A 20,565-nucleotide genomic window follows, 5' to 3' on the forward strand; every position below is an offset into this window, starting at 1 on the left:
GGCGATACACTTTCCCACCGCATAGGTGGCTTAGAAATCTGTTTGTTCAAGTTTTAAGTAATCGTTGTACTTTCCCACCGCATAGGTGGCTTAGAAAAAAGCAATTGTTTCATAGGGCAATCTTAATGACTTTCCCACCGCATAGGTGGCTTAGAAACTTGCGCTGCTCAATAGATGTCAAGACGGATACTTTCCCACCGCATAGGTGGCTTAGAAATGTTCACTTAAACGATTATATGGAATTTACTACTTTCCCACCGCATAGGTGGCTTAGAAAAGAAGCAACCGCAAGCGTTAAACCAGCTCCGGCTTCACCACCGCATAGGTGGCTTAGAAATTTTCGACCTGCAAGCGTCAATTGCAAAACGTCTTCACCACCGCATAGGTGGCTTAGAAAAGTTTCTATTGCCAGTTTTAATTCATCAGCCTCTTCACCACCGCATAGGTGGCTTAGAAACTGTCATGATGTCAACAAGCCGCGTGACAGCACTTCACCACCGCATAGGTGGCTTAGAAAAACTGATTGCCGCTCAAAAGCCCACCATACTGATGGGCTTTATCATAACCGCCGACTGCCGATTCAAAAAAGATTTCCGTCTATTTCAACCACTTTTGCAATACTGGTAAATGGCGAATCAGCAAACTATCCAAAATCGCGATAATGCCAATAGCAATGATAGCTGTGGGAAAAATAGCCGCAATAATGAGTAGCAACACGGCAAACGACCACGGCATGGCTAGCTGTTTTTGCGATGCGGGCGGCTGTAATCCTGCTGATGGTTCAGGGCGGCGCTGCCACCACATGACAAGTCCGGTCAAACAAATCGCAATCACTGACAAACAAAACAGCACATTGACTAAAATGCTAAAAAATCCCAGCGTCCCCATATGCAGCGCAAGACCTGCCGCCATGAATTTACCAAACGCGTTATAGTCACTAAAGCGGATATCTGCCAAGATATTGCCAGAATAACGGTCAAGATGAACGGTGCGATCGGCAAACGGACTTGTCAAATCATAACTCATAGAATCTTGGCTTAGCGTCCAAACGCCAGTGTCCCCTTGCGGTAGATTTAACTGATAGCGCCCTGAAAAGCCAAGTTGCCTTGCAAAATCGTCCACGCGGTCAATCGTGATGACCGATTGTGAATCAAGACCACGTTTTCCCGACATGGTGCCGCTCATTGGCATGGGCGTTTGTTCCAATATCCACGGCACTTCTTTGGTTTTGCCATCATTCAGCACCTCGCCATGCGAGGGCATTGGGTGAGTGCCCGAATTATCCGCCCCATGAACGTGCGGCTTGGCAGATGGCGCGGCAGCTTTTTTGTTGCCAAATGGCGATGATGACACGGGTGTTGGCTCAACGCCCCATTTTCCGGCCGGAAACTGACTCCAAGCTTGAACCATTTTACCGCCCCAAATCCCCGCCCAAGCCAATCCGGAAATACAAAAAAACAGTAAAATTATGGCCACCCAACTGCCAAGAGTGGCATGAATGGCGCGAAAGCTGAGCCGTTTTTGCCGTAGATTTTGCGCAGTCGGAATGAGCATTGATTTGAGCGACTGATTTTTTTGCCACCATAAATAAATGCCGGTGACAATCAATAAAATGGTCAATGACGCAGCGGTTTCTTGCAAATAATCGCCGGTGACCCCTAGCATTAAATCGCCGTGAAATTGGTCAAACTTATGATACCAGTTGCTATCACGGGCAAAGCTGTCGACCACTTTGCCTGAATAAGGATTAACGAGCACCATATTGTCCGCAGGAGCCGCGTCATCAATGGATTTGACTCGAAATATCGCCACCGTATCAGCGCGGCGCGGCGCGATATATTGCAGAACCTCGGCGTTTGGCACGGTATTAAGCGCGTTTTGGGCTTGAATAGACACCGCCGCCCTTGTTTCTTGCGGCGAAACGCGGGTTTGGTCAAGGTCACGACCTGTAGTATTGGCAAGCAGCACCATCGCAAGACCTGTGATTGCCAAAATTATCAAAAATGGCGCAACCACAATGCCGGCATAAAAATGCCACCGCCAAACGCGGGCATAAAACTTTGAAATTTGTTTTTTCATAATTTTCACTATTAATTTTTTACACGCAACCAACTGCCCTTTTGATAACAAACCAAAAAGGTGGATTGCAAAGCTATTGGATTAAAAATTAGGGCAATAGTGAAATTTCGGTGAGGCTCGGGTTGGTGGTCGTAAAAAAACAATAAAACGCTGACAAAGTGAGCGGTAAAGAACAGCTGCCAAAATTGCAAATATTGAGACCAGTAGCACAATTAAATCAAAGCCGCTTGCAGGCAAGCTAAACGCCATCATGGCAAGACAAATGCTGCAATCATGATTTTGGGAGGCTGATTTTTTAGAATCTGAATGGGAAGTTTGGATAGCAAAATGTTGACCATCGTCTAATGATGGGAGTGTCAGTAAACTTATATTTTGTAAATGATGATTGTTATTTTGATGGTTTGAGTTATGTTGGTCATGATGTTTTTGAGCGGTAATCACCGGTGCAAGCTCAACACAAATGCCGTGACCCGCGTATAACTCCTTGAGCCATAACGGCGCAAGCAGCGGTGACATCTGCAATAGCCAAGCAAAGCACGCCAGCAGCATCCCAAGATACATCATCCGAGGCGGCAAAGTAGCACGGCGAGCAACTGAAAATAGGCGGCTTATCATAACTTGGGTCTAAATGAGCAAGATGGCAAATTATAGGACGTTTATGGAGCAAGCTCAATGATTAGTTGAGTTTGGTGGGCTTGGATAAGACTATCGATAGGCTAGTCTCAATTAAAACTTACTCATAAACGACAACAGTTGTCGTTTTAAAATAGCACACTATTGTTCTAAGTTTTAAAACTCGTTATATTAAGGTCAATTTTAATAGTTATAACGGCGCGACTATGAGCAAACCCCAAAACCCTTATACTGATAACAGCTTTGTATCTTCAGAGCTCAAAACTATCCTTCATTCCAAACGCGCCAATATCTATTATTTATCGCACTGCCGAGTGATGCAAAAAGACGGCCGTGTGCTTTATCTCACCGAAGATGACAAAGCCAACTTGTTTTATAACATCCCGATTGCCAATACCACCTCGATTTTATTAGGAACCGGAACGTCCATTACCCAAGCTGCGATGCGATTGCTGTCGCAAGCAGGCGTTTTGGTTGGCTTTTGCGGCGGTGGTGGCACGCCTTTATTTATGGGCGGTGAGCGTGAAGTGTTTGTTGAATGGCTGACCCCGCAAAGCGAATATCGACCAACTGAGTACGTTCAAGGTTGGCTAAGTTGGTGGTGGGAGGATGACAAGCGCCTTGCTGCCGCTAAACTGTTGCAACACGCAAGGCTTGCTTATTTGCAAACCATTTGGAGCAAAGACGTTGATTTAAAACGCGCAGGCTTTGATAGCAGCCGTGATGATATCAAAGCGCTTATTGATAATAACAGCCGGCAAATTAATCAGCAAATGGAGGTCATGCATTTATTGCAGTTAGAGGCACGCCTAACAAAAAGCCTTTATAAACTTGCTGCAAAAAATACTGGCTATGATGGCTTTACTCGCGACCACGAGGGCATTGATAAGGCCAATAGTTTTTTAAACCATGGCAACTATTTGGCTTACGGATTGGGCGCAACGACCGCTTGGACGCTTGGAATTCCGCATGGCTTTGCCGTCATGCATGGTAAGACGCGGCGCGGCGCTTTGGTGTTTGATATTGCGGATATTATCAAAGATGCTTTGGTTTTACCGATGGCATTTATTTGCGCCAGTGAAAATATGAGCGAGCAGGAATTTCGCCAAGAGTGCTTAAATATGTTTACCAAGCATCACGCGCTTGATTACCAGTTTGAGGTCATTAAACAAATTGCCCTCACCAAAACTTGGGAGCATTAAATGATTGTCACCTTTATCTCTCAATGCGAAAAAAAGTCGCTTAAACGCACGCGGCGTATCCTTGATGCTTTTGCCAACCGTATTGGTAGCAACGTCTGGCAAACGGCGATTACTGAAGATGGGCTAAATACAGTTAGGCAACTGCTGCGAAAGTCTGCCACCAAATCTACCGCCGTCAGTTGCCACCGCAATAAAACGCGGCAGCTGACCGAAGTGGTTTGGATTGTCGGCAACAAGCGTAAGTTTAATGAAGTTGGGATTGTTCCTGTGAATCGTACCAAACGAAATATTTTGCATAGTGAATGGGAAAATGACTGGACGTATGCCAGTAGTATCCAAATTATTGCTACTATTGCTGCTCTACTTCATGATATCGGCAAATCTACCAAAGGTTTTCAAGATAAGCTTATCAATCGCAGCAAACTTGGTGATCCTTATCGCCACGAGTGGATTTCCCTTAAATTATTTGAACTTATTATTCAAGATTGCAACACGGATGCTGAGTGGCTCAATCGATTTATTAATCTATCTGAATGGCTAAATCATAAAGATATTGAAAAGCAGTTTACGACTTTAAATTTAGAAGATCCGGTTATTGGGTCTATGCCGCCGCTCGCTCAGTGGGTCGCTTGGCTTGTTGTTACCCATCACCGCCTGCCGCCGTTAAATGAGGTATTTTTATCGCGAACCAATATCCAAAGAGCGACCGCTGCTACCAACGCTAACCTTGATATCGAAGTCACGCTTTTTAACTTTTATCAGGGTTTAAAACCTATCGACTACTGGGTAAAAAACCGCAATTCTTTTTTTGCTAAAAAAGATGGCGGAATGACCGCAGCCCAGCGGCAGCGTTTTTGGAGTTTTGATCAGCTGGTAATTCATAGCTTAGTGTGGCAAAAAACCATCAAACGCTGGGCAAAAAAGGCGCTCAATGATCCGGCATTATGCGCCTTATCTGAGTATCATCAGCACGAGCCTATTAGCGATCCAATCTTGATGCAATTATCTCGCCTTTGTTTAATGGTAGGCGATCACAATTACTCAAGCTTAAAACCTAATGACCCCCGAAGTATTACTGTTAAAGCAACCTTTAGCGACTTGGCAGCCAATACCGCAAAAACTGCGGCAAACGCTAACTCAGTGATTAAGCAAACACTTGAAGAGCATCTTATAGGCGTTGGCTCATTTACCGCACATTTTGCTCGCGTATTGCCTATTATTGCAAGCCAGATGCCGCGATTAAAAGATCACGATCCTTTGGTGAAGCCGACCGCAAATAAGCGCTTTAAATGGCAAAACAAAGCATTTTCACTGGCGCGTGATTACGCTGAAATTAGCCGAGATCATGGGTTTTTTGGGGTCAATATGGCGTCAACAGGCGCAGGTAAAACCATTGGCAACGCTCGGATTATGTATGGTCTGGCCGATCCTAAAAAAGGCGCGCGCTTTACCATTGCGCTTGGCCTTCGCGTTTTGACCTTACAAACGGGACTAAGCTTTCGCGAAAATCTAAACTTAAAAGGCGATCAGCTGGCCATTTTGGTTGGCGGCAGCGCTCATAAAAAGCTGTTTGAAATGAGCCATGATCCAACAACTAAAGCGTTTGATAAAATCCTTCAAGAAGCCGACACGCCTTATGACTTGCAAGCTTTTGGTAGTGAGTCAAGTGAAGCGTTGGTTGATGAAATTGTCGATAGCGATATTGATTATAGCGATTTTGATGGTCTAAATCTTGGTACAGTCATCAGTAGCGCCAAAGCCCGCGATTTGTTATTTGCCCCTATCGTGACTTGTACTGTTGACCATCTTATTCAGGCAAGCGAATGTAAGCGCGGCGGTAAATATATTACCCCTATGCTGCGACTGCTTAGCAGCGACTTAATATTTGATGAGCCAGATGACTTTGATCAAGCTGACTTGCCTGCCCTGTCTCGGCTTGTGCATTTGGCAGGACTGATGGGAACGCGGGTACTGCTGTCCTCGGCGACGCTCACCCCCGATTTGGTCACAGGATTATTTGAAGCTTATCTGACGGGTCGCGAGCTATTTAATCACAGTCAAAACAAGCCTGCGCCGCAAGTGGTCTGCGCGTGGTTTGATGAAAATGAAAAATCTATCAACGCCGCGCAGTGCAGCGAAATTGATAGTTTTTATGACAAGCATCAAGCATTTAGCGAAAAACGTGCGGCTTATTTAGCCAAACAGCCTATCAGACGACAAGCAGAAGTTTTGCCGTTATCTCTTAGCTATAGCAATGATAAAGATAGGTTTTATAGCAAGCTTGCGCAAATTTTAGTAGATAACGCTCATAAGCTTCATCTCAAGCACCATATCACTTATGAGCCTACAGCGAAAAAACCACCTAAAACCGTCAGTATTGGTCTGGTACGTATTGCCAATATTAATAATATTACGGCAATTAGCAAGCAGCTATTAACAACCGATAACGTACAAGCTCCCAGCAATACTATGGTTCATGTGGTGTGTTATCACGCAAGGCAGCTTTTATTATTACGAAATAGTCTTGAAAACAAGCTCGACCGGATTTTAGACCGCAGTAATCCTAGACTGACTATTATTGATCATCCTGAAGTTCAGCAAGCAGTCAACAGCCACCCGTCGACGAACCATATTTTTATAGTGCTTGCCACCCCTGTGGCTGAAGTAGGCCGCGATCATGATTATGATTGGGCGATTGTCGAGCCGTCATCGATGCGCTCAATCATTCAGCTGGCTGGACGAATTTGGCGGCATCGTCCGGATAAAGTCGCGGATACAACCAATATGTTACTGCTGCAATATAATCTCAACTATTATAAACGTCATGGTGCAAGCTCGCCGGTATTTACCCGGCCAGGGTTTGAAACTAATGACAGTCGCCCTGACAGTTACGACATCAACAGCCTTATTCCTAAGTGGCAACTGGCGCAGATTGACTCGCGACCCAGAATTATCATTTCAGCAGATGATGCGGTTAATGAAAAAACGGGCAAAGTTGCCACGCTTAGTGGGCTTGAGCACGCCGTTATGCAAAAGCTATTAAACAATCCCAGTCTAAATTATGTTAATGCGTACTGGGATGGCGAGGCAAACTCGCATCGGGCGCATACGCACTTGCAGCAAATCACCCCATTTCGGGCAGGAACGCCACAAGAAGACTGGCTGCTAATCCCGCGACTGGTTCATGACAGCGATGATACGGACTACCCAAGCCATGGTATCGACGCTTATCTTAGCGAAGACGTGTTTGAAAAGGGATTACGTCAAGCCAGCACTCACAATACAGAGGTGCAAGCTATTGATATGACCTTTAATCACCCTTTCATTCAACCTTGGCTGACCACGGACATCACCTATGAGCTGAAACAATTACAGCAGAGCAATCTTGATAAAAGCTTGCGTTCATTAGCCATCACTTATCTGTCGGTATCGCTTGAAAAAAGCAGCATTAGCCAAAGTCGCGGCTGGGCGTATCATCCGTTTTTTGGGTTTATGAGACAGGGATAACGGCCTAGATACCAAATCGCACGGCTATTACCGCGCGATTTGATAAGCCACCTATGCGGTGGGGAAATTTAAGACGTAATAAAGTACTAGTATTTCTAAGTCACCTATGCGGTGATAGTTGAATATGATAGCTAAATAATATTAACTAATCAAATATAGTTAATATAAGGTGGTAATTAAGGTATTAGTAGGTTGACAATTAATGGATAAAGCAGTAAAGTATCAATTAAGCACTTAGCAAACTAGATAAAAAACTCACTATTGTAAAGTAAGTCACTTTAAATAGTTTGCTAAGCGATTCGGATGACGTTCTTGGTATGACTGTTGGTCGTTAGGTAGTAAAATTAAGGATGTTATTAATTTTATTTGACTGATTTTAAAGCTAAAAATAGGAAGCTACTTCTCTAAACAAAATACCTATTTTAGTAAGATAGGTCACTTTGAATAGAAAGTTAGCTTTCGCGGATAAAGTTTATCGTGTGAACTTTAGTCGTCAGGTGGTAGGGTTGATTATGATTGGCGTCAAATCAGCCCTATCTTACCAATTAATCTTAATATCGTAAATACCCATACGATTTTTACTCGTATGTCTTTTTTTGCCCTATAAAAGAGGGAGGATAGAATAATGGAAGATAATAGCTATATAGATGTCAAAGACGCCGTTCAAGCATTCTTAACCAGTCAATACGATAAAAAAACAGAAAAAGAGCAAAAACAGTTAGCTCAAGCTATTGCCGATAATGACTTGGTCAAAATGGGAGCGCTAAAGCAAACCCTTTTGGATGCTCAAGAAAAATATAGTAAATCCACTTGGTTGGATGACGCGGCAACTCGAATGGCAAGGCAATTAAATTTTGGCACACACATCTCAAAAGGGATTCACCCTGACGCCAAAGGCGATAATATAAGCTTTGCTGCCTCTACCAAACTGCCTCATACCATCGTTGGCACGCACTCTATTGATAGCGGCTATATTGATGCTAATGGTAATGCCGCTGCTCTACCTCTAGCGGCGTTTTTTGATTTTGCCGTGACGGACAGTATAAAAATAAGAGACCTTATTTTGTCGGACAATAGCGATTTTATTGATACGCTCAGTCAAGATAAAAATATCGCGCAGCAAATGCATCATATTTTTAAAAGCGCCTTACAAAATACGATAACTGACCCTGCCACTCATGAGCGCAATAAACAAACCTTATGGCCATTAAATGCTTATAGCGCCAATGATTTAGCGGCGCTAAATTATATCAATATTATTCCACTTTATCCGTCAGTGCTAACCTTTACCGTATATCAGCGTATCAATCATCTTAAGTTTTCTGACGAGAATAAGCTTGCGAAAAGCAACCGCTTTAAAGCAACTGCTGAGCACAAGCCTTACGTAAATATAAACGATTTAGCCACGGTTCAACTGGGCGGCACTAAGCCACAAAATGTCAGCCTACTGATGAGCAAGCAAGGCGGCCGCAATTACCTACTGCCCTCACTTCCGCCAAGCTTAAGCTTTAAAAACAGCAATTTTAAACCCTCCAAATTTGCCAAAAGTATCTTTTCGGTCGCCCTTGCAAATAAAGTCAATCCCATCTTACAAGATATTTATGACGTGGTGAAAAGTAAGAAAAACCCTTATACCGTCCGAGAGGCGCGGCAAAAAGCGATGAATGAAGTTCTAAATCGTTTGTTTGAATTTGCAGCTTACATGCGCGATGAGCTGCCTGCAGGTTGGACGATTGATTATGAGCTTGATGAGGTGGAGACGTTTTGGCTCGACCCTAATCGCGCTGATTTACCTGAGCAAGCAGATTGGCAGTCGCGGCGCAATGATCCCAATAATGATTGGAATACAGAAATCGTGCGCCGGTTTGCCCGATGGATCAATGAGATTTTGCAGGTCAAATTTGACGATAAGCGCAGCGACTTTGCTGATCCTGAGCATCATCAATGGGAGCGCGATATTGAAGCTATGCAAAAGCAGTATGAGCGCGCAGGAAAAGGAGTGTTTTTATAATGATACCACCCATTAGCCCCGCTAAAAAACGATCTCGCGTGACGGCATCAAAGCAGACTCATGAGACAAATGAGACAAATGAGACAAATGAGACAAATGAGACAAATGAGACAAAGGGAAATGATAAGTCCATCATTGGCTATTTATTGTTTAAAAAGGTGGTCATTGAGGGCGCAAATGCCATTTCAAGCCCTCTGACTTATGGCTTTCCTGCTGTGACCGGGTTTTTGGGCAGTTTTCATGTCATGTCACGTAAGATGGCAGAACATGATGAGCTAAAACAGTTGTCGCTAGGCGGCGTTTTGCTTGCTTGCTACGAATGTACGCCGCACGTTTACCGCGATCAACCCTATAGCAACTATACCTTTAATCAATCACGTAACCCAATAAAAAAAGATGGCAAAACCGCTTCTATCATTGAAGAAGGCAAATGCCGCTTGGTCATGAGCTTTGTGGTTGAGGTTTTAGCTGATAGCAAGCCGGCATCTGATCGGATAGACAGCTTAAAGGTGCAAAGCTTACAGTGGATTCAGCAGCAGCGTTTGGCAGGCGGCAGCGTGTTTGGGGTCGATCGCGTCACTCCCGTTCAGTTTTTTGCCCGTGATGATGTTGATGCCGTTGTGCCGCATTTACTGCCAGCTTTTGTACTTATGGAAGCAAAACAAGATTTTAGTGAAATTATCGATGCGGTGCAGACTGACCATCCAGACGCCACACCTTTAGACGTGTTAATCGATGTTTGCGCTTTGCATCATATTCCAGAAACCAAAGCAAGTGGCGAGACCAAATGGTCAACGATGTCACGAAAATCAGGTCATGGCTGGCTTGTTCCCATGCCGATAGGCTATCAGGGCATCTCTGATGTCTTTGACGCCGGAATTATGCAAAACGTTCGCAATCCTAAATACCCAAGTCAGTATGTCGAGGCGGTTTACAGCCTTGGTAAATGGGTCTATCCGCAGCGATTGGGAATCAATAGCGAATATGATCTGACAACAGCCTTTTGGCGATATCACTATGACGCCGCTGATCAGCTGTATCTTGTCACCCAGTCATCAAGCAGTTTGCCTATTTAACCATTCATCATTTTAACCTTCATTTTATTTAATCATACCCAAGGAGTCACCTTATGAGTAAGCCCGCCCCTCAACTAAAAACGGCCTCTGTTCTTGCCTTTGAGCGCAATCTTGATACCTCCGATGCTTTTTTTGCGCAAACAGACAGCCAAAATAAAAACCCTCAAGCCAAACCTGTCACCATTAAAGAAAAGTCGGTTCGCGGAACGATCAGCAATCGTCTTAAAAATACCGTGACCAATGACCCTGCTAAGCTTGATGCTGAGATTGAAAAAGCCAACTTACAACGGGTAGACTCAGCCGCTCTTGATGAAAATAGTGATACCTTGGTCGTTACTTGGAGCTGTAAAGTCTTGCCATTTACAGGAAAGCCTTCAGTTTGTAACGATCAAGACTATCAGCAAGCCCTGCAATCCACAGTTCAAGACTATTTAAATACTGAGGGCGTAGACGAATTATCGCGCCGCTATGCAGCTAATATTGCCAATGCGCGCTGGTTGTGGCGAAACCGAGTTGGTGCTGAGAGCATCAAAGTAGAGGTCAGCTGTGATATTAATGGCCAAAATCATAGCTTTGAATTTGATGCCAAATCAATCTCACTCAAAGACTTTAATACAGACAATGCTAAAATCGATGAACTGGCAAAGCTCATCACCCAAGGTTTAAATGGTGACGCTTTTGTAATTTTATACATCAAAGCTTTTGCAAAAATGGGCTACGGTCAAGAGGTGTACCCTTCACAAGAGCTGGTGCTTGATACCGGTAAAACCAAGTCCAAAGAGCTGTATCAAATCAATGGCAAAGCTGGAATGCACTCACAAAAGATTGGTAATGCCATCCGCACCATTGATGATTGGTACCCAAATGCTGAGTTTCCAATCGCCATTGAGCCTTATGGCGCAGTCACGACACTTGGCACAGCCTTTCGTCAGCCGAAAGCAAAAATGGATTTTTATACCTTATTTGATAATTGGGTGCTAAAAGGTGATACGCCTGATATTGACCAGCAGCATTATGTTATGGGAGTATTGATTCGCGGCGGCGTATTTGGTGCTAGCGGTAAGGAGTAAGTTATGACTTGGCTTACTCATTTTCAAGAAATTACCATTCTTCCAGACCCTGACATTGCACCTTACTTTATTTGGAGTAAGTTATTTACTCAGTTGCATATTGCTTTAGCAGACGTTAAACATAATCATGGTATTGATACTATTGGTGTTAGCTTCCCTGATTATCATTACGATGATAAAAAAGAGCAATCCTCTAAACTTGGGCTAAAGCTACGTGTCTTTGCAACCAGTCAAAAGGATTTAGAAACTCTAAATCTTGCTAAATGGCTGGATAGGTTGACTGATTATGTTCATATTAAGGGTATTAAAGAAGTAGGGGAAAAGGCAACAGGATTTGTCAGCGTCCGTCGCTATCGCTTTAAGCCTATCGATGTGCAAGTTCAGTCACTTGCTCAAAAGATGCAGGTCGGTACTGATGAGGCGGCAGCAATTGTTGCAAAACGCAAACCTGAAATGAAGCTGCCTTTTATCAGAATGTTTAGTGAAAGCAATCGAACGCATTATCCATTACAAGTCTTGCAAAGGCCTTATGAAAAAGAAATAACTGGTAGTTTCAATGTGTACGGTATGAATGGCATGTCAGATCAGGTCACCGTACCGCATTGGTAAGCTGTCGTTACGCGCGACCCAGAAAAAGGGTGTAAAAACCCTTTTTCTGCACTATTTAAAAATTTACATTAAAATCAATGAGTTATGACAATGAAGAAAATGGAGGGTAAAAGAAGGGTTTTTGCTGTCCAGCCATTGGTATGACTCACTTTTTTGAGGTATAATTCCTCTTCATCACCGCATAGGTGACTTAGAAAGTTTTCATCGGTTGATTTATACGGCAAGAACTCTTCATCACCGCATAGGTGACTTAGAAAGGAAAAGAAAAGCCGCGCATCTGACCGAATCCCTTCATCACCGCATAGGTGACTTAGAAAACGACGCTCTATTTTTAAGCAGTACAAGATAGCTTCATCACCGCATAGGTGACTTAGAAAGGTGACGGCTGACCCAAGCCAGTTGTATCAAGCTTCATCACCGCATAGGTGACTTAGAAAGTGGCTGAATATGGGTAACGCTGCATTGCAGCCTTCATCACCGCATAGGTGACTTAGAAATGCATGATTTGCTGTTGCTGCTGCTCACTGGCCTTCATCACCGCATAGGTGACTTAGAAATTGCGCGTCCATTGAGGGCTATACGCGCATCCCTTCATCACCGCATAGGTGACTTAGAAAAACTTTGTAACCCGCCACGTCTTTGGCAAATTCTTCATCACCGCATAGGTGACTTAGAAAACAAAAAAGCCGCTGACGACGTGGAAATCGAGCTTCATCACCGCATAGGTGACTTAGAAATTACCTGTCGATCTCCCAACCCGCCATCGAGCCTTCATCACCGCATAGGTGACTTAGAAAGTTTGTGTGACAGCAGAGGTGCTATTACCACTCTTCATCACCGCATAGGTGACTTAGAAAACGTCAAATGAATTCACAATCTCACTATCATCCTTCATCACCGCATAGGTGACTTAGAAATGAACCAACGGAGCGCGAACCGGAAGCCGAAACTTCATCACCGCATAGGTGACTTAGAAACACCAAATTAAAGCTATACCAATAAAGACTTTCTTCATCACCGCATAGGTGACTTAGAAAAAGTAATGCAACCATGAGCGAATATCGCCTGTCTTCATCACCGCATAGGTGACTTAGAAATCGGATTGGTTTCAAGCTTCAATTCAAGCGCTCTTCATCACCGCATAGGTGACTTAGAAATTGCTCACACCCTACTACGTGAGTATTACAAGCTTCATCACCGCATAGGTGACTTAGAAATCATTATTTTAACTCCTTAGCTCTATTATACACTTCATCACCGCATAGGTGACTTAGAAACACGGCGCAACAGCGGCGGCAGGGTATGTAACCTTCATCACCGCATAGGTGACTTAGAAAGGATTTCGCGCCCTTGAGCGTCTTTTTTCTTGCTTCATCACCGCATAGGTGACTTAGAAACAAAACACTGGTCATGGGTTTGGTCAAATCACCTTCATCACCGCATAGGTGACTTAGAAAATGTATAGCCGCGATTGTTAATGCTCACGGGACTTCATCACCGCATAGGTGACTTAGAAAGTAATCGCAAGTCCTCAAGCGTTTTGATGTGGCTTCATCACCGCATAGGTGACTTAGAAAACAGAAACCGTATTTCCGGCGGGCGGTAACGGCTTCATCACCGCATAGGTGACTTAGAAATACCAAATTCAAACCCCGCAAGCCCAGTGTTTCTTCATCACCGCATAGGTGACTTAGAAATGCTCAACGTCTAAGATAATCATGCTATAGCCCTTCATCACCGCATAGGTGACTTAGAAAATTTCAATCATTAGAAAAACACCTCTGAGTAACTTCATCACCGCATAGGTGACTTAGAAAGGTCACGTAGAGAACAAAACCAAAAACATGGACTTCATCACCGCATAGGTGACTTAGAAAGCGGTGACCGCTGTTGAGGGTGAGCATTACAACTTCATCACCGCATAGGTGACTTAGAAAACGTTTGCGAGTTTGTCAGCCCAAGCGCTGCACTTCATCACCGCATAGGTGACTTAGAAAATCACTGCGACCCGTAAAACGCTCGAAAGCCACTTCATCACCGCATAGGTGACTTAGAAACAAAGCAGCAGATTGATATTGTTTTGGTTGCTCTTCATCACCGCATAGGTGACTTAGAAACATCACAACAAACGACCGCGTACCATCGTTTGCTTCATCACCGCATAGGTGACTTAGAAAGAGCCGTGCGCTTGACTTGCGCCGCGCAATACCTTCATCACCGCATAGGTGACTTAGAAAGCTGCCGCTCAATGTGCCGCTAAGCGAGCAGCCTTCATCACCGCATAGGTGACTTAGAAAATCCGTAATTTTTAACGCCTCGGCTTTGGTCATCTTCATCACCGCATAGGTGACTTAGAAAACGTAAAATTAACGCTGGACGGTGTGACCACCCTTCATCACCGCATAGGTGACTTAGAAAAAAACCCTCGCAGGTCGGTTTTAGCGACAGACCTTCATCACCGCATAGGTGACTTAGAAAGATAAAATCAGCGCCAAGTTGCGAGCTAATCTCTTCATCACCGCATAGGTGACTTAGAAAGTCGGCGACCAGCTTTTAAACAAGCTGAACCTCTTCATCACCGCATAGGTGACTTAGAAAAAACGCGCTTATCCCGTTGAGAATACTTATGTCTTCATCACCGCATAGGTGACTTAGAAAGGCCAAGTGACGAAACAGTAAGTTACTTAATGTTCTTCATCACCGCATAGGTGACTTAGAAAGACCAATGACCGATGACAAAGTAAACTTTGAGCTTCATCACCGCATAGGTGACTTAGAAAAGTATTTTTCATTCTCTTTATCTATTTCTGCCCTTCATCACCGCATAGGTGACTTAGAAAAAAACAGCTTAGTGCCAACTGGTTGAAGCTTACTTCATCACCGCATAGGTGACTTAGAAAAGTGCTTAATTACGGTCATTATGACCTCCTTTCTTCATCACCGCATAGGTGACTTAGAAACAAAAATTATAGATAAGGTTCATCTAATGATGCTTCATCACCGCATAGGTGACTTAGAAATATAAATCCAAAAATCACTTGAGGCAGTATGTCTTCATCACCGCATAGGTGACTTAGAAAATCATTACTGACAGTTAGCCCACTTAGTTAGTCTTCATCACCGCATAGGTGACTTAGAAAATGGTCGCAGCCACAATGGGCAAAGCCAAAATCTTCATCACCGCATAGGTGACTTAGAAAGCAATAGCCAAGGCTTATTGCTTTCATCAAAACTTCATCACCGCATAGGTGACTTAGAAAAGTCCAGCATCTCTCGCATCAAGCACCAGTTACTTCATCACCGCATAGGTGACTTAGAAAATCAACATCGGGCAAGGATAAGCTAACTATGTCTTCATCACCGCATAGGTGACTTAGAAAAACATCCCAACCACCAATGTTTTGATTAAAGACTTCATCACCGCATAGGTGACTTAGAAATTAATTAAGAACCTAGACCATCTGATACATAGCTTCATCACCGCATAGGTGACTTAGAAATAGATGCCGGAGCGCCGCAACTTGCCGATGCTCTTCATCACCGCATAGGTGACTTAGAAACTCGTCGTCATAGTAATCATAACAAGTATTATACTTCATCACCGCATAGGTGACTTAGAAATTGAGCGCATCGCTAACAAGCTTATTGCCGCCCTTCATCACCGCATAGGTGACTTAGAAAGCCATAAAGCGCTTGCCATAAAAAACGATGTAACTTCATCACCGCATAGGTGACTTAGAAATTGGTGCTGACTGATACTGCGACGCCTGTCGCCTTCATCACCGCATAGGTGACTTAGAAAAATTGCTTGCCTTGCTAAAGCAAACGCATGACCTTCATCACCGCATAGGTGACTTAGAAAGGTAATGAGTCGCAGCCTTGGTATAACGTTAACTTCATCACCGCATAGGTGACTTAGAAATCGGTCGCACCGGTCTTGACGTCGCTTGAGATCTTCATCACCGCATAGGTGACTTAGAAAAGCACGCGCAAGGATTTCAAAGCCTTCTGCGGCTTCATCACCGCATAGGTGACTTAGAAATTTAGGGTATAAGTCAGCTTGGAGTCTTATATCTTCATCACCGCATAGGTGACTTAGAAAAATTGCTTGCCTTGCTAAAGCAAACGCATGACCTTCATCACCGCATAGGTGACTTAGAAATTAGCAGAAGATTGGATGTTAGTTAAATAAGGCTTCATCACCGCATAGGTGACTTAGAAATTTTGAAATGCTCATAAGCCCGACCGAGTATTTCTTCATCACCGCATAGGTGACTTAGAAATTGCACCAAAAAAGAAGCTGAAATTAGCTTGACTTCATCACCGCATAGGTGACTTAGAAAGCGCCCACGGTCACGATATTTAGCCTTGCCATCTTCATCACCGCATAGGTGACTTAGAAAAGTCAATAAAATCACTTATCTCTCATTATCAACTTCATCACCGCATAGGTGACTTAGAAAAAGGAGGAGCAGGACACTATAAGCGCCACTATCTTCATCACCGCATAGGTGACTTAGAAAATCACGCTAAGCTAAGAGAGTCAAAATGCCAACTTCATCACCGCATAGGTGACTTAGAAATTAACGCGCTCGATCTCTTTTTCGCTTCCTGTCTTCATCACCGCATAGGTGACTTAGAAATTAAGGCTAACGGCATCAAGCAGCCACACGAGCTTCATCACCGCATAGGTGACTTAGAAATTAGCCAGCTATATCCTGAGCAGTTTGTTAAGCTTCATCACCGCATAGGTGACTTAGAAAAAAGGCTTTTGCTCATAACCGCGCCAGCAATTCTTCATCACCGCATAGGTGACTTAGAAATATACCCTAGGCTGTGGGGCGTGGCAGTTGTTCTTCATCACCGCATAGGTGACTTAGAAAGTGATGCGTTCACATCCGATATGTTCACAATTCTTCATCACCGCATAGGTGACTTAGAAACGATAGATGTCGTCATCGTACCCGATAGATGTCCTTCATCACCGCATAGGTGACTTAGAAACTAACCTTTAGCGCGTCCGTCACTTGGATTGCCTTCATCACCGCATAGGTGACTTAGAAAAGTCTGCAATCAAAGCCTTTGAAAACTGCGAACTTCATCACCGCATAGGTGACTTAGAAATATAAAGCAGTGGGCGCTTTTGTGGTCAGGCACTTCATCACCGCATAGGTGACTTAGAAAGTGCCACAGCCTTTTGTTTACGACTACAAAAACTTCATCACCGCATAGGTGACTTAGAAAGTGCCACAGCCTTTTGTTTACGACTACAAAAACTTCATCACCGCATAGGTGACTTAGAAAGTGCCACAGCCTTTTGTTTACGACTACAAAAACTTCATCACCGCATAGGTGACTTAGAAATAAACGGTCAAGACCGCTGGATTGGGTACTACCTTCATCACCGCATAGGTGACTTAGAAACTGATAGACAGAGCTTAGGGTCAGCCATCATTCTTCATCACCGCATAGGTGACTTAGAAAAGCAATGGGCGGAACTGTGGCAAGACTGCTTGCTTCATCACCGCATAGGTGACTTAGAAAATTACTGTGCCAGATGCAAACAAACTGACCTCCTTCATCACCGCATAGGTGACTTAGAAACTGAAGATATTGAAGCTATTGCAGAGTATATTCTTCATCACCGCATAGGTGACTTAGAAAGCAATATATGCGAAGTCCGTAGTATAAAAACCCTTCATCACCGCATAGGTGACTTAGAAAGACACCCTATCACCATAATAAATCACGCTAACCTTCATCACCGCATAGGTGACTTAGAAAAAGTAGCCATAAGCGCCATTCTCTAACGTCGTCTTCATCACCGCATAGGTGACTTAGAAAGTTGCGCGTTGCTGCTCGTTTTGAATTTCGTGCTTCATCACCGCATAGGTGACTTAGAAAGCCTTGGTCTTTAATGACCTTGGCTGCATAATCTTCATCACCGCATAGGTGACTTAGAAATCAACCGATGCCGCATAATCAATATCAATTTCCTTCATCACCGCATAGGTGACTTAGAAAATCAATCGCAGTCAAAATGGCGCGATTTGAGACTTCATCACCGCATAGGTGACTTAGAAAACTACGCGATTTGGGTAACGCTGCCAACCAAGCTTCATCACCGCATAGGTGACTTAGAAAGGACTTTTCAGCACCGTCAACGATGGCGTCAACTTCATCACCGCATAGGTGACTTAGAAACGACCTCAATCCTGAGCAATACGGCGAACTGGCTTCATCACCGCATAGGTGACTTAGAAAATAAATAGATATTGAATATTGAGCGCATGGCTTCTTCATCACCGCATAGGTGACTTAGAAAGCATCAAGTGACGTGCTGGCTTTGTCGATAAGCTTCATCACCGCATAGGTGACTTAGAAATCTTGGCTGGGTTTGCGCCGCGTTAACGGCGCCTTCATCACCGCATAGGTGACTTAGAAATCTCTAGCATTTACTGCTAAAAACCCAATCCTCTTCATCACCGCATAGGTGACTTAGAAAGCGTACGGCATTGACCTTGATAAGCTTGCTGCCTTCATCACCGCATAGGTGACTTAGAAAAGTAACTTGCCACTTATCCAGTGATTATGCTGCTTCATCACCGCATAGGTGACTTAGAAAAACTTGCGTAAGTATGCCGCAAATCATACAAGCTTCATCACCGCATAGGTGACTTAGAAAATGCTCGTTGAGGAGTCGCAGTTTGTTAAAGCCTTCATCACCGCATAGGTGACTTAGAAAGAATAAAAACGTTAAAACCAACATCATCACTGCTTCATCACCGCATAGGTGACTTAGAAAAGTTGGAACAATTCGCGTAGGTGATATTTGTACTTCATCACCGCATAGGTGACTTAGAAACCCACCTTCATTTTTCAGCTTCCACTTGATTTCTTCATCACCGCATAGGTGACTTAGAAAGTAGTTTTGTTTTTGATACATTGACAGCTTTATCTTCATCACCGCATAGGTGACTTAGAAATTTGAGCAGGCAGAAAGCGCGATACAGGCTACTCTTCATCACCGCATAGGTGACTTAGAAAAACTTGCGTAAGTATGCCGCAAATCATACAAGCTTCATCACCGCATAGGTGACTTAGAAAATGCTCGTTGAGGAGTCGCAGTTTGTTAAAGCCTTCATCACCGCATAGGTGACTTAGAAATCAGTCCTGACCACTGTTGGTATGAGAATGTCCTTCATCACCGCATAGGTGACTTAGAAATGAGAGTCGTGACCCAACAGGCGCTGATGCTACTTCATCACCGCATAGGTGACTTAGAAAAGCTTTGTCATTGTCGAACGCCCAAACTAGTTCTTCATCACCGCATAGGTGACTTAGAAAATCACCCGCGAGCGAGCGGCTCAAATTAAGCACTTCATCACCGCATAGGTGACTTAGAAAAGCCTGTCTTAATTCTGCGTCTTTAGTTAAGCCTTCATCACCGCATAGGTGACTTAGAAAAGTGACGGCAAGCGGATGCACTCAGCGCCGACCTTCATCACCGCATAGGTGACTTAGAAAGCTCAATCACAGTGTCAGGTATCAAAACAGAGCTTCATCACCGCATAGGTGACTTAGAAAGAAAATGGTAAACAAATTTTTAAGATGTTTAACTTCATCACCGCATAGGTGACTTAGAAAAAAGGCTACGACTACGGCGGTCATTTTGCGCCCTTCATCACCGCATAGGTGACTTAGAAATGCTCAGTATGCAGCAGCAAAAGCCCGTTGCTCTTCATCACCGCATAGGTGGCTTAGAAAATGGAAAAACCTTTTTTTATGGGCGTTCCCTTCTTTCCCACCGCATAGGTGGCTTAGAAAAAATTGGATAATGCCAGCGCCGATGCCTTGCCCTTTCCCACCGCATAGGTGGCTCAGAAAACAAGGCGCGGTGCATTCTCAATTACATTAGGCTTTCCCACCGCATAGGTGGCTTAGAAACGAAGAAGTGGGAGAATATCCCACCCCTAGCCCTTTCCCACCGCATAGGTGGCTTAGAAATGTTGCCGCAAACCAAAAAAGCCATGTTAATAGCATGGCTTTTTTCATTCTCACAAGCTTATTGAAGTGCTCAAGAGCGCATGCTTGTGCTTGGACGTTATGACAACCTGCTACTGATGGTCAGTGAGCGCGGAGTGCTGCGGCTATAGCAGCACTGACAAGCTTGCCACCTCGACAACTCACTTGCGGTTTGTGGCATGATAAAACCCTACCCCCACGGCTTAGGAGCAAGTTATGGCGATTTTAATTCTTATTGGCTTATTGATTAAATTTTTGCTTATCGGCGCGGTGCTTTGGGCAGTATTTGCGGTCATAATGATTGTCATCAGTATTATTGCCAAGATTCTTAAAATTTTTTAATAGCCCCCATT

General features: G+C 44.0%; 9 protein-coding genes and 2 CRISPR repeat arrays (1 of these 11 cut by a window edge). Of the genes, 7 read left to right on the top strand and 2 right to left on the bottom strand.

The window, feature by feature from the left end; genetic code table 11:
- Window positions 1-517: direct repeats of the CRISPR family, unit length 28 nt; unit sequence CTTTCCCACCGCATAGGTGGCTTAGAAA (it extends 5,515 nt beyond the left edge of the window).
- An 80-nt stretch (window positions 518-597) separates the two neighbouring features.
- Both ACZ5XY_RS00235 and ACZ5XY_RS00240 read right to left on the bottom strand, forming a co-directional pair.
- Entirely contained in the window at window positions 598-2,079 is a 1,482-nt protein-coding gene (locus tag ACZ5XY_RS00235) for a PepSY-associated TM helix domain-containing protein (RefSeq protein ID WP_464741865.1), read from the bottom strand.
- An 81-nt stretch (window positions 2,080-2,160) separates the two neighbouring features.
- Window positions 2,161-2,694 carry a hypothetical protein gene (locus ACZ5XY_RS00240; RefSeq protein WP_464741867.1) on the bottom strand — a complete coding sequence of 178 codons (534 nt, stop codon included), beginning with the start codon at window positions 2,692-2,694 and terminating at the stop codon, window positions 2,161-2,163.
- A gap of 224 nt (window positions 2,695-2,918) precedes the next feature.
- Between ACZ5XY_RS00240 and cas1f the strand changes: the two genes are divergently transcribed.
- The 7 genes from cas1f to ACZ5XY_RS00275 all read left to right on the top strand — a co-directional run bounded on the left by cas1f (window position 2,919) and on the right by ACZ5XY_RS00275 (window position 20,554).
- A complete protein-coding gene (gene cas1f / locus ACZ5XY_RS00245) occupies window positions 2,919-3,914 on the top strand; it encodes a type I-F CRISPR-associated endonuclease Cas1f (protein WP_464741869.1) in 996 nt (331 codons plus the stop codon).
- Window positions 3,915-7,421, top strand: coding sequence for a type I-F CRISPR-associated helicase Cas3f (gene cas3f, locus ACZ5XY_RS00250; protein ID WP_464741871.1), 3,507 nt, complete (start codon window positions 3,915-3,917; stop codon window positions 7,419-7,421). It begins immediately after the preceding gene.
- 625 nt (window positions 7,422-8,046) lie between these two features.
- Window positions 8,047-9,432, top strand: a complete 1,386-nt coding sequence (gene csy1 / locus ACZ5XY_RS00255) for a type I-F CRISPR-associated protein Csy1 (RefSeq protein ID WP_464741873.1) — start codon at window positions 8,047-8,049, stop codon at window positions 9,430-9,432.
- The gene (csy2, locus tag ACZ5XY_RS00260) at window positions 9,432-10,508 is read left to right on the top strand and encodes a type I-F CRISPR-associated protein Csy2 (protein ID WP_464741875.1); all 1,077 of its coding nucleotides are present in this window, start codon (window positions 9,432-9,434) and stop codon (window positions 10,506-10,508) included. Before csy1 ends, csy2 begins: the two co-directional genes overlap by 1 nt.
- 53 nt (window positions 10,509-10,561) lie before the next feature.
- Window positions 10,562-11,578: a type I-F CRISPR-associated protein Csy3 gene (gene csy3, locus ACZ5XY_RS00265; protein WP_464741877.1), complete on the top strand. Its 1,017-nt coding sequence runs from the start codon at window positions 10,562-10,564 to the stop codon at window positions 11,576-11,578.
- A 3-nt stretch (window positions 11,579-11,581) separates the two neighbouring features.
- On the top strand, window positions 11,582-12,187 hold the full coding sequence (gene cas6f / locus ACZ5XY_RS00270) for a type I-F CRISPR-associated endoribonuclease Cas6/Csy4 (RefSeq protein WP_464741879.1): 606 nt from the start codon (window positions 11,582-11,584) through the stop codon (window positions 12,185-12,187).
- Between the two features lie 169 nt (window positions 12,188-12,356).
- Window positions 12,357-20,194: direct repeats of the CRISPR family, unit length 28 nt; unit sequence CTTCATCACCGCATAGGTGACTTAGAAA.
- A 234-nt stretch (window positions 20,195-20,428) separates the two neighbouring features.
- Entirely contained in the window at window positions 20,429-20,554 is a 126-nt protein-coding gene (locus ACZ5XY_RS00275; protein WP_464741881.1) for a hypothetical protein, read from the top strand.
- The last annotated feature ends 11 nt before the right edge of the window (window positions 20,555-20,565 follow it).

The sequence above is a fragment of the Psychrobacter sp. GTC18467 genome, assembly GCF_055397455.1.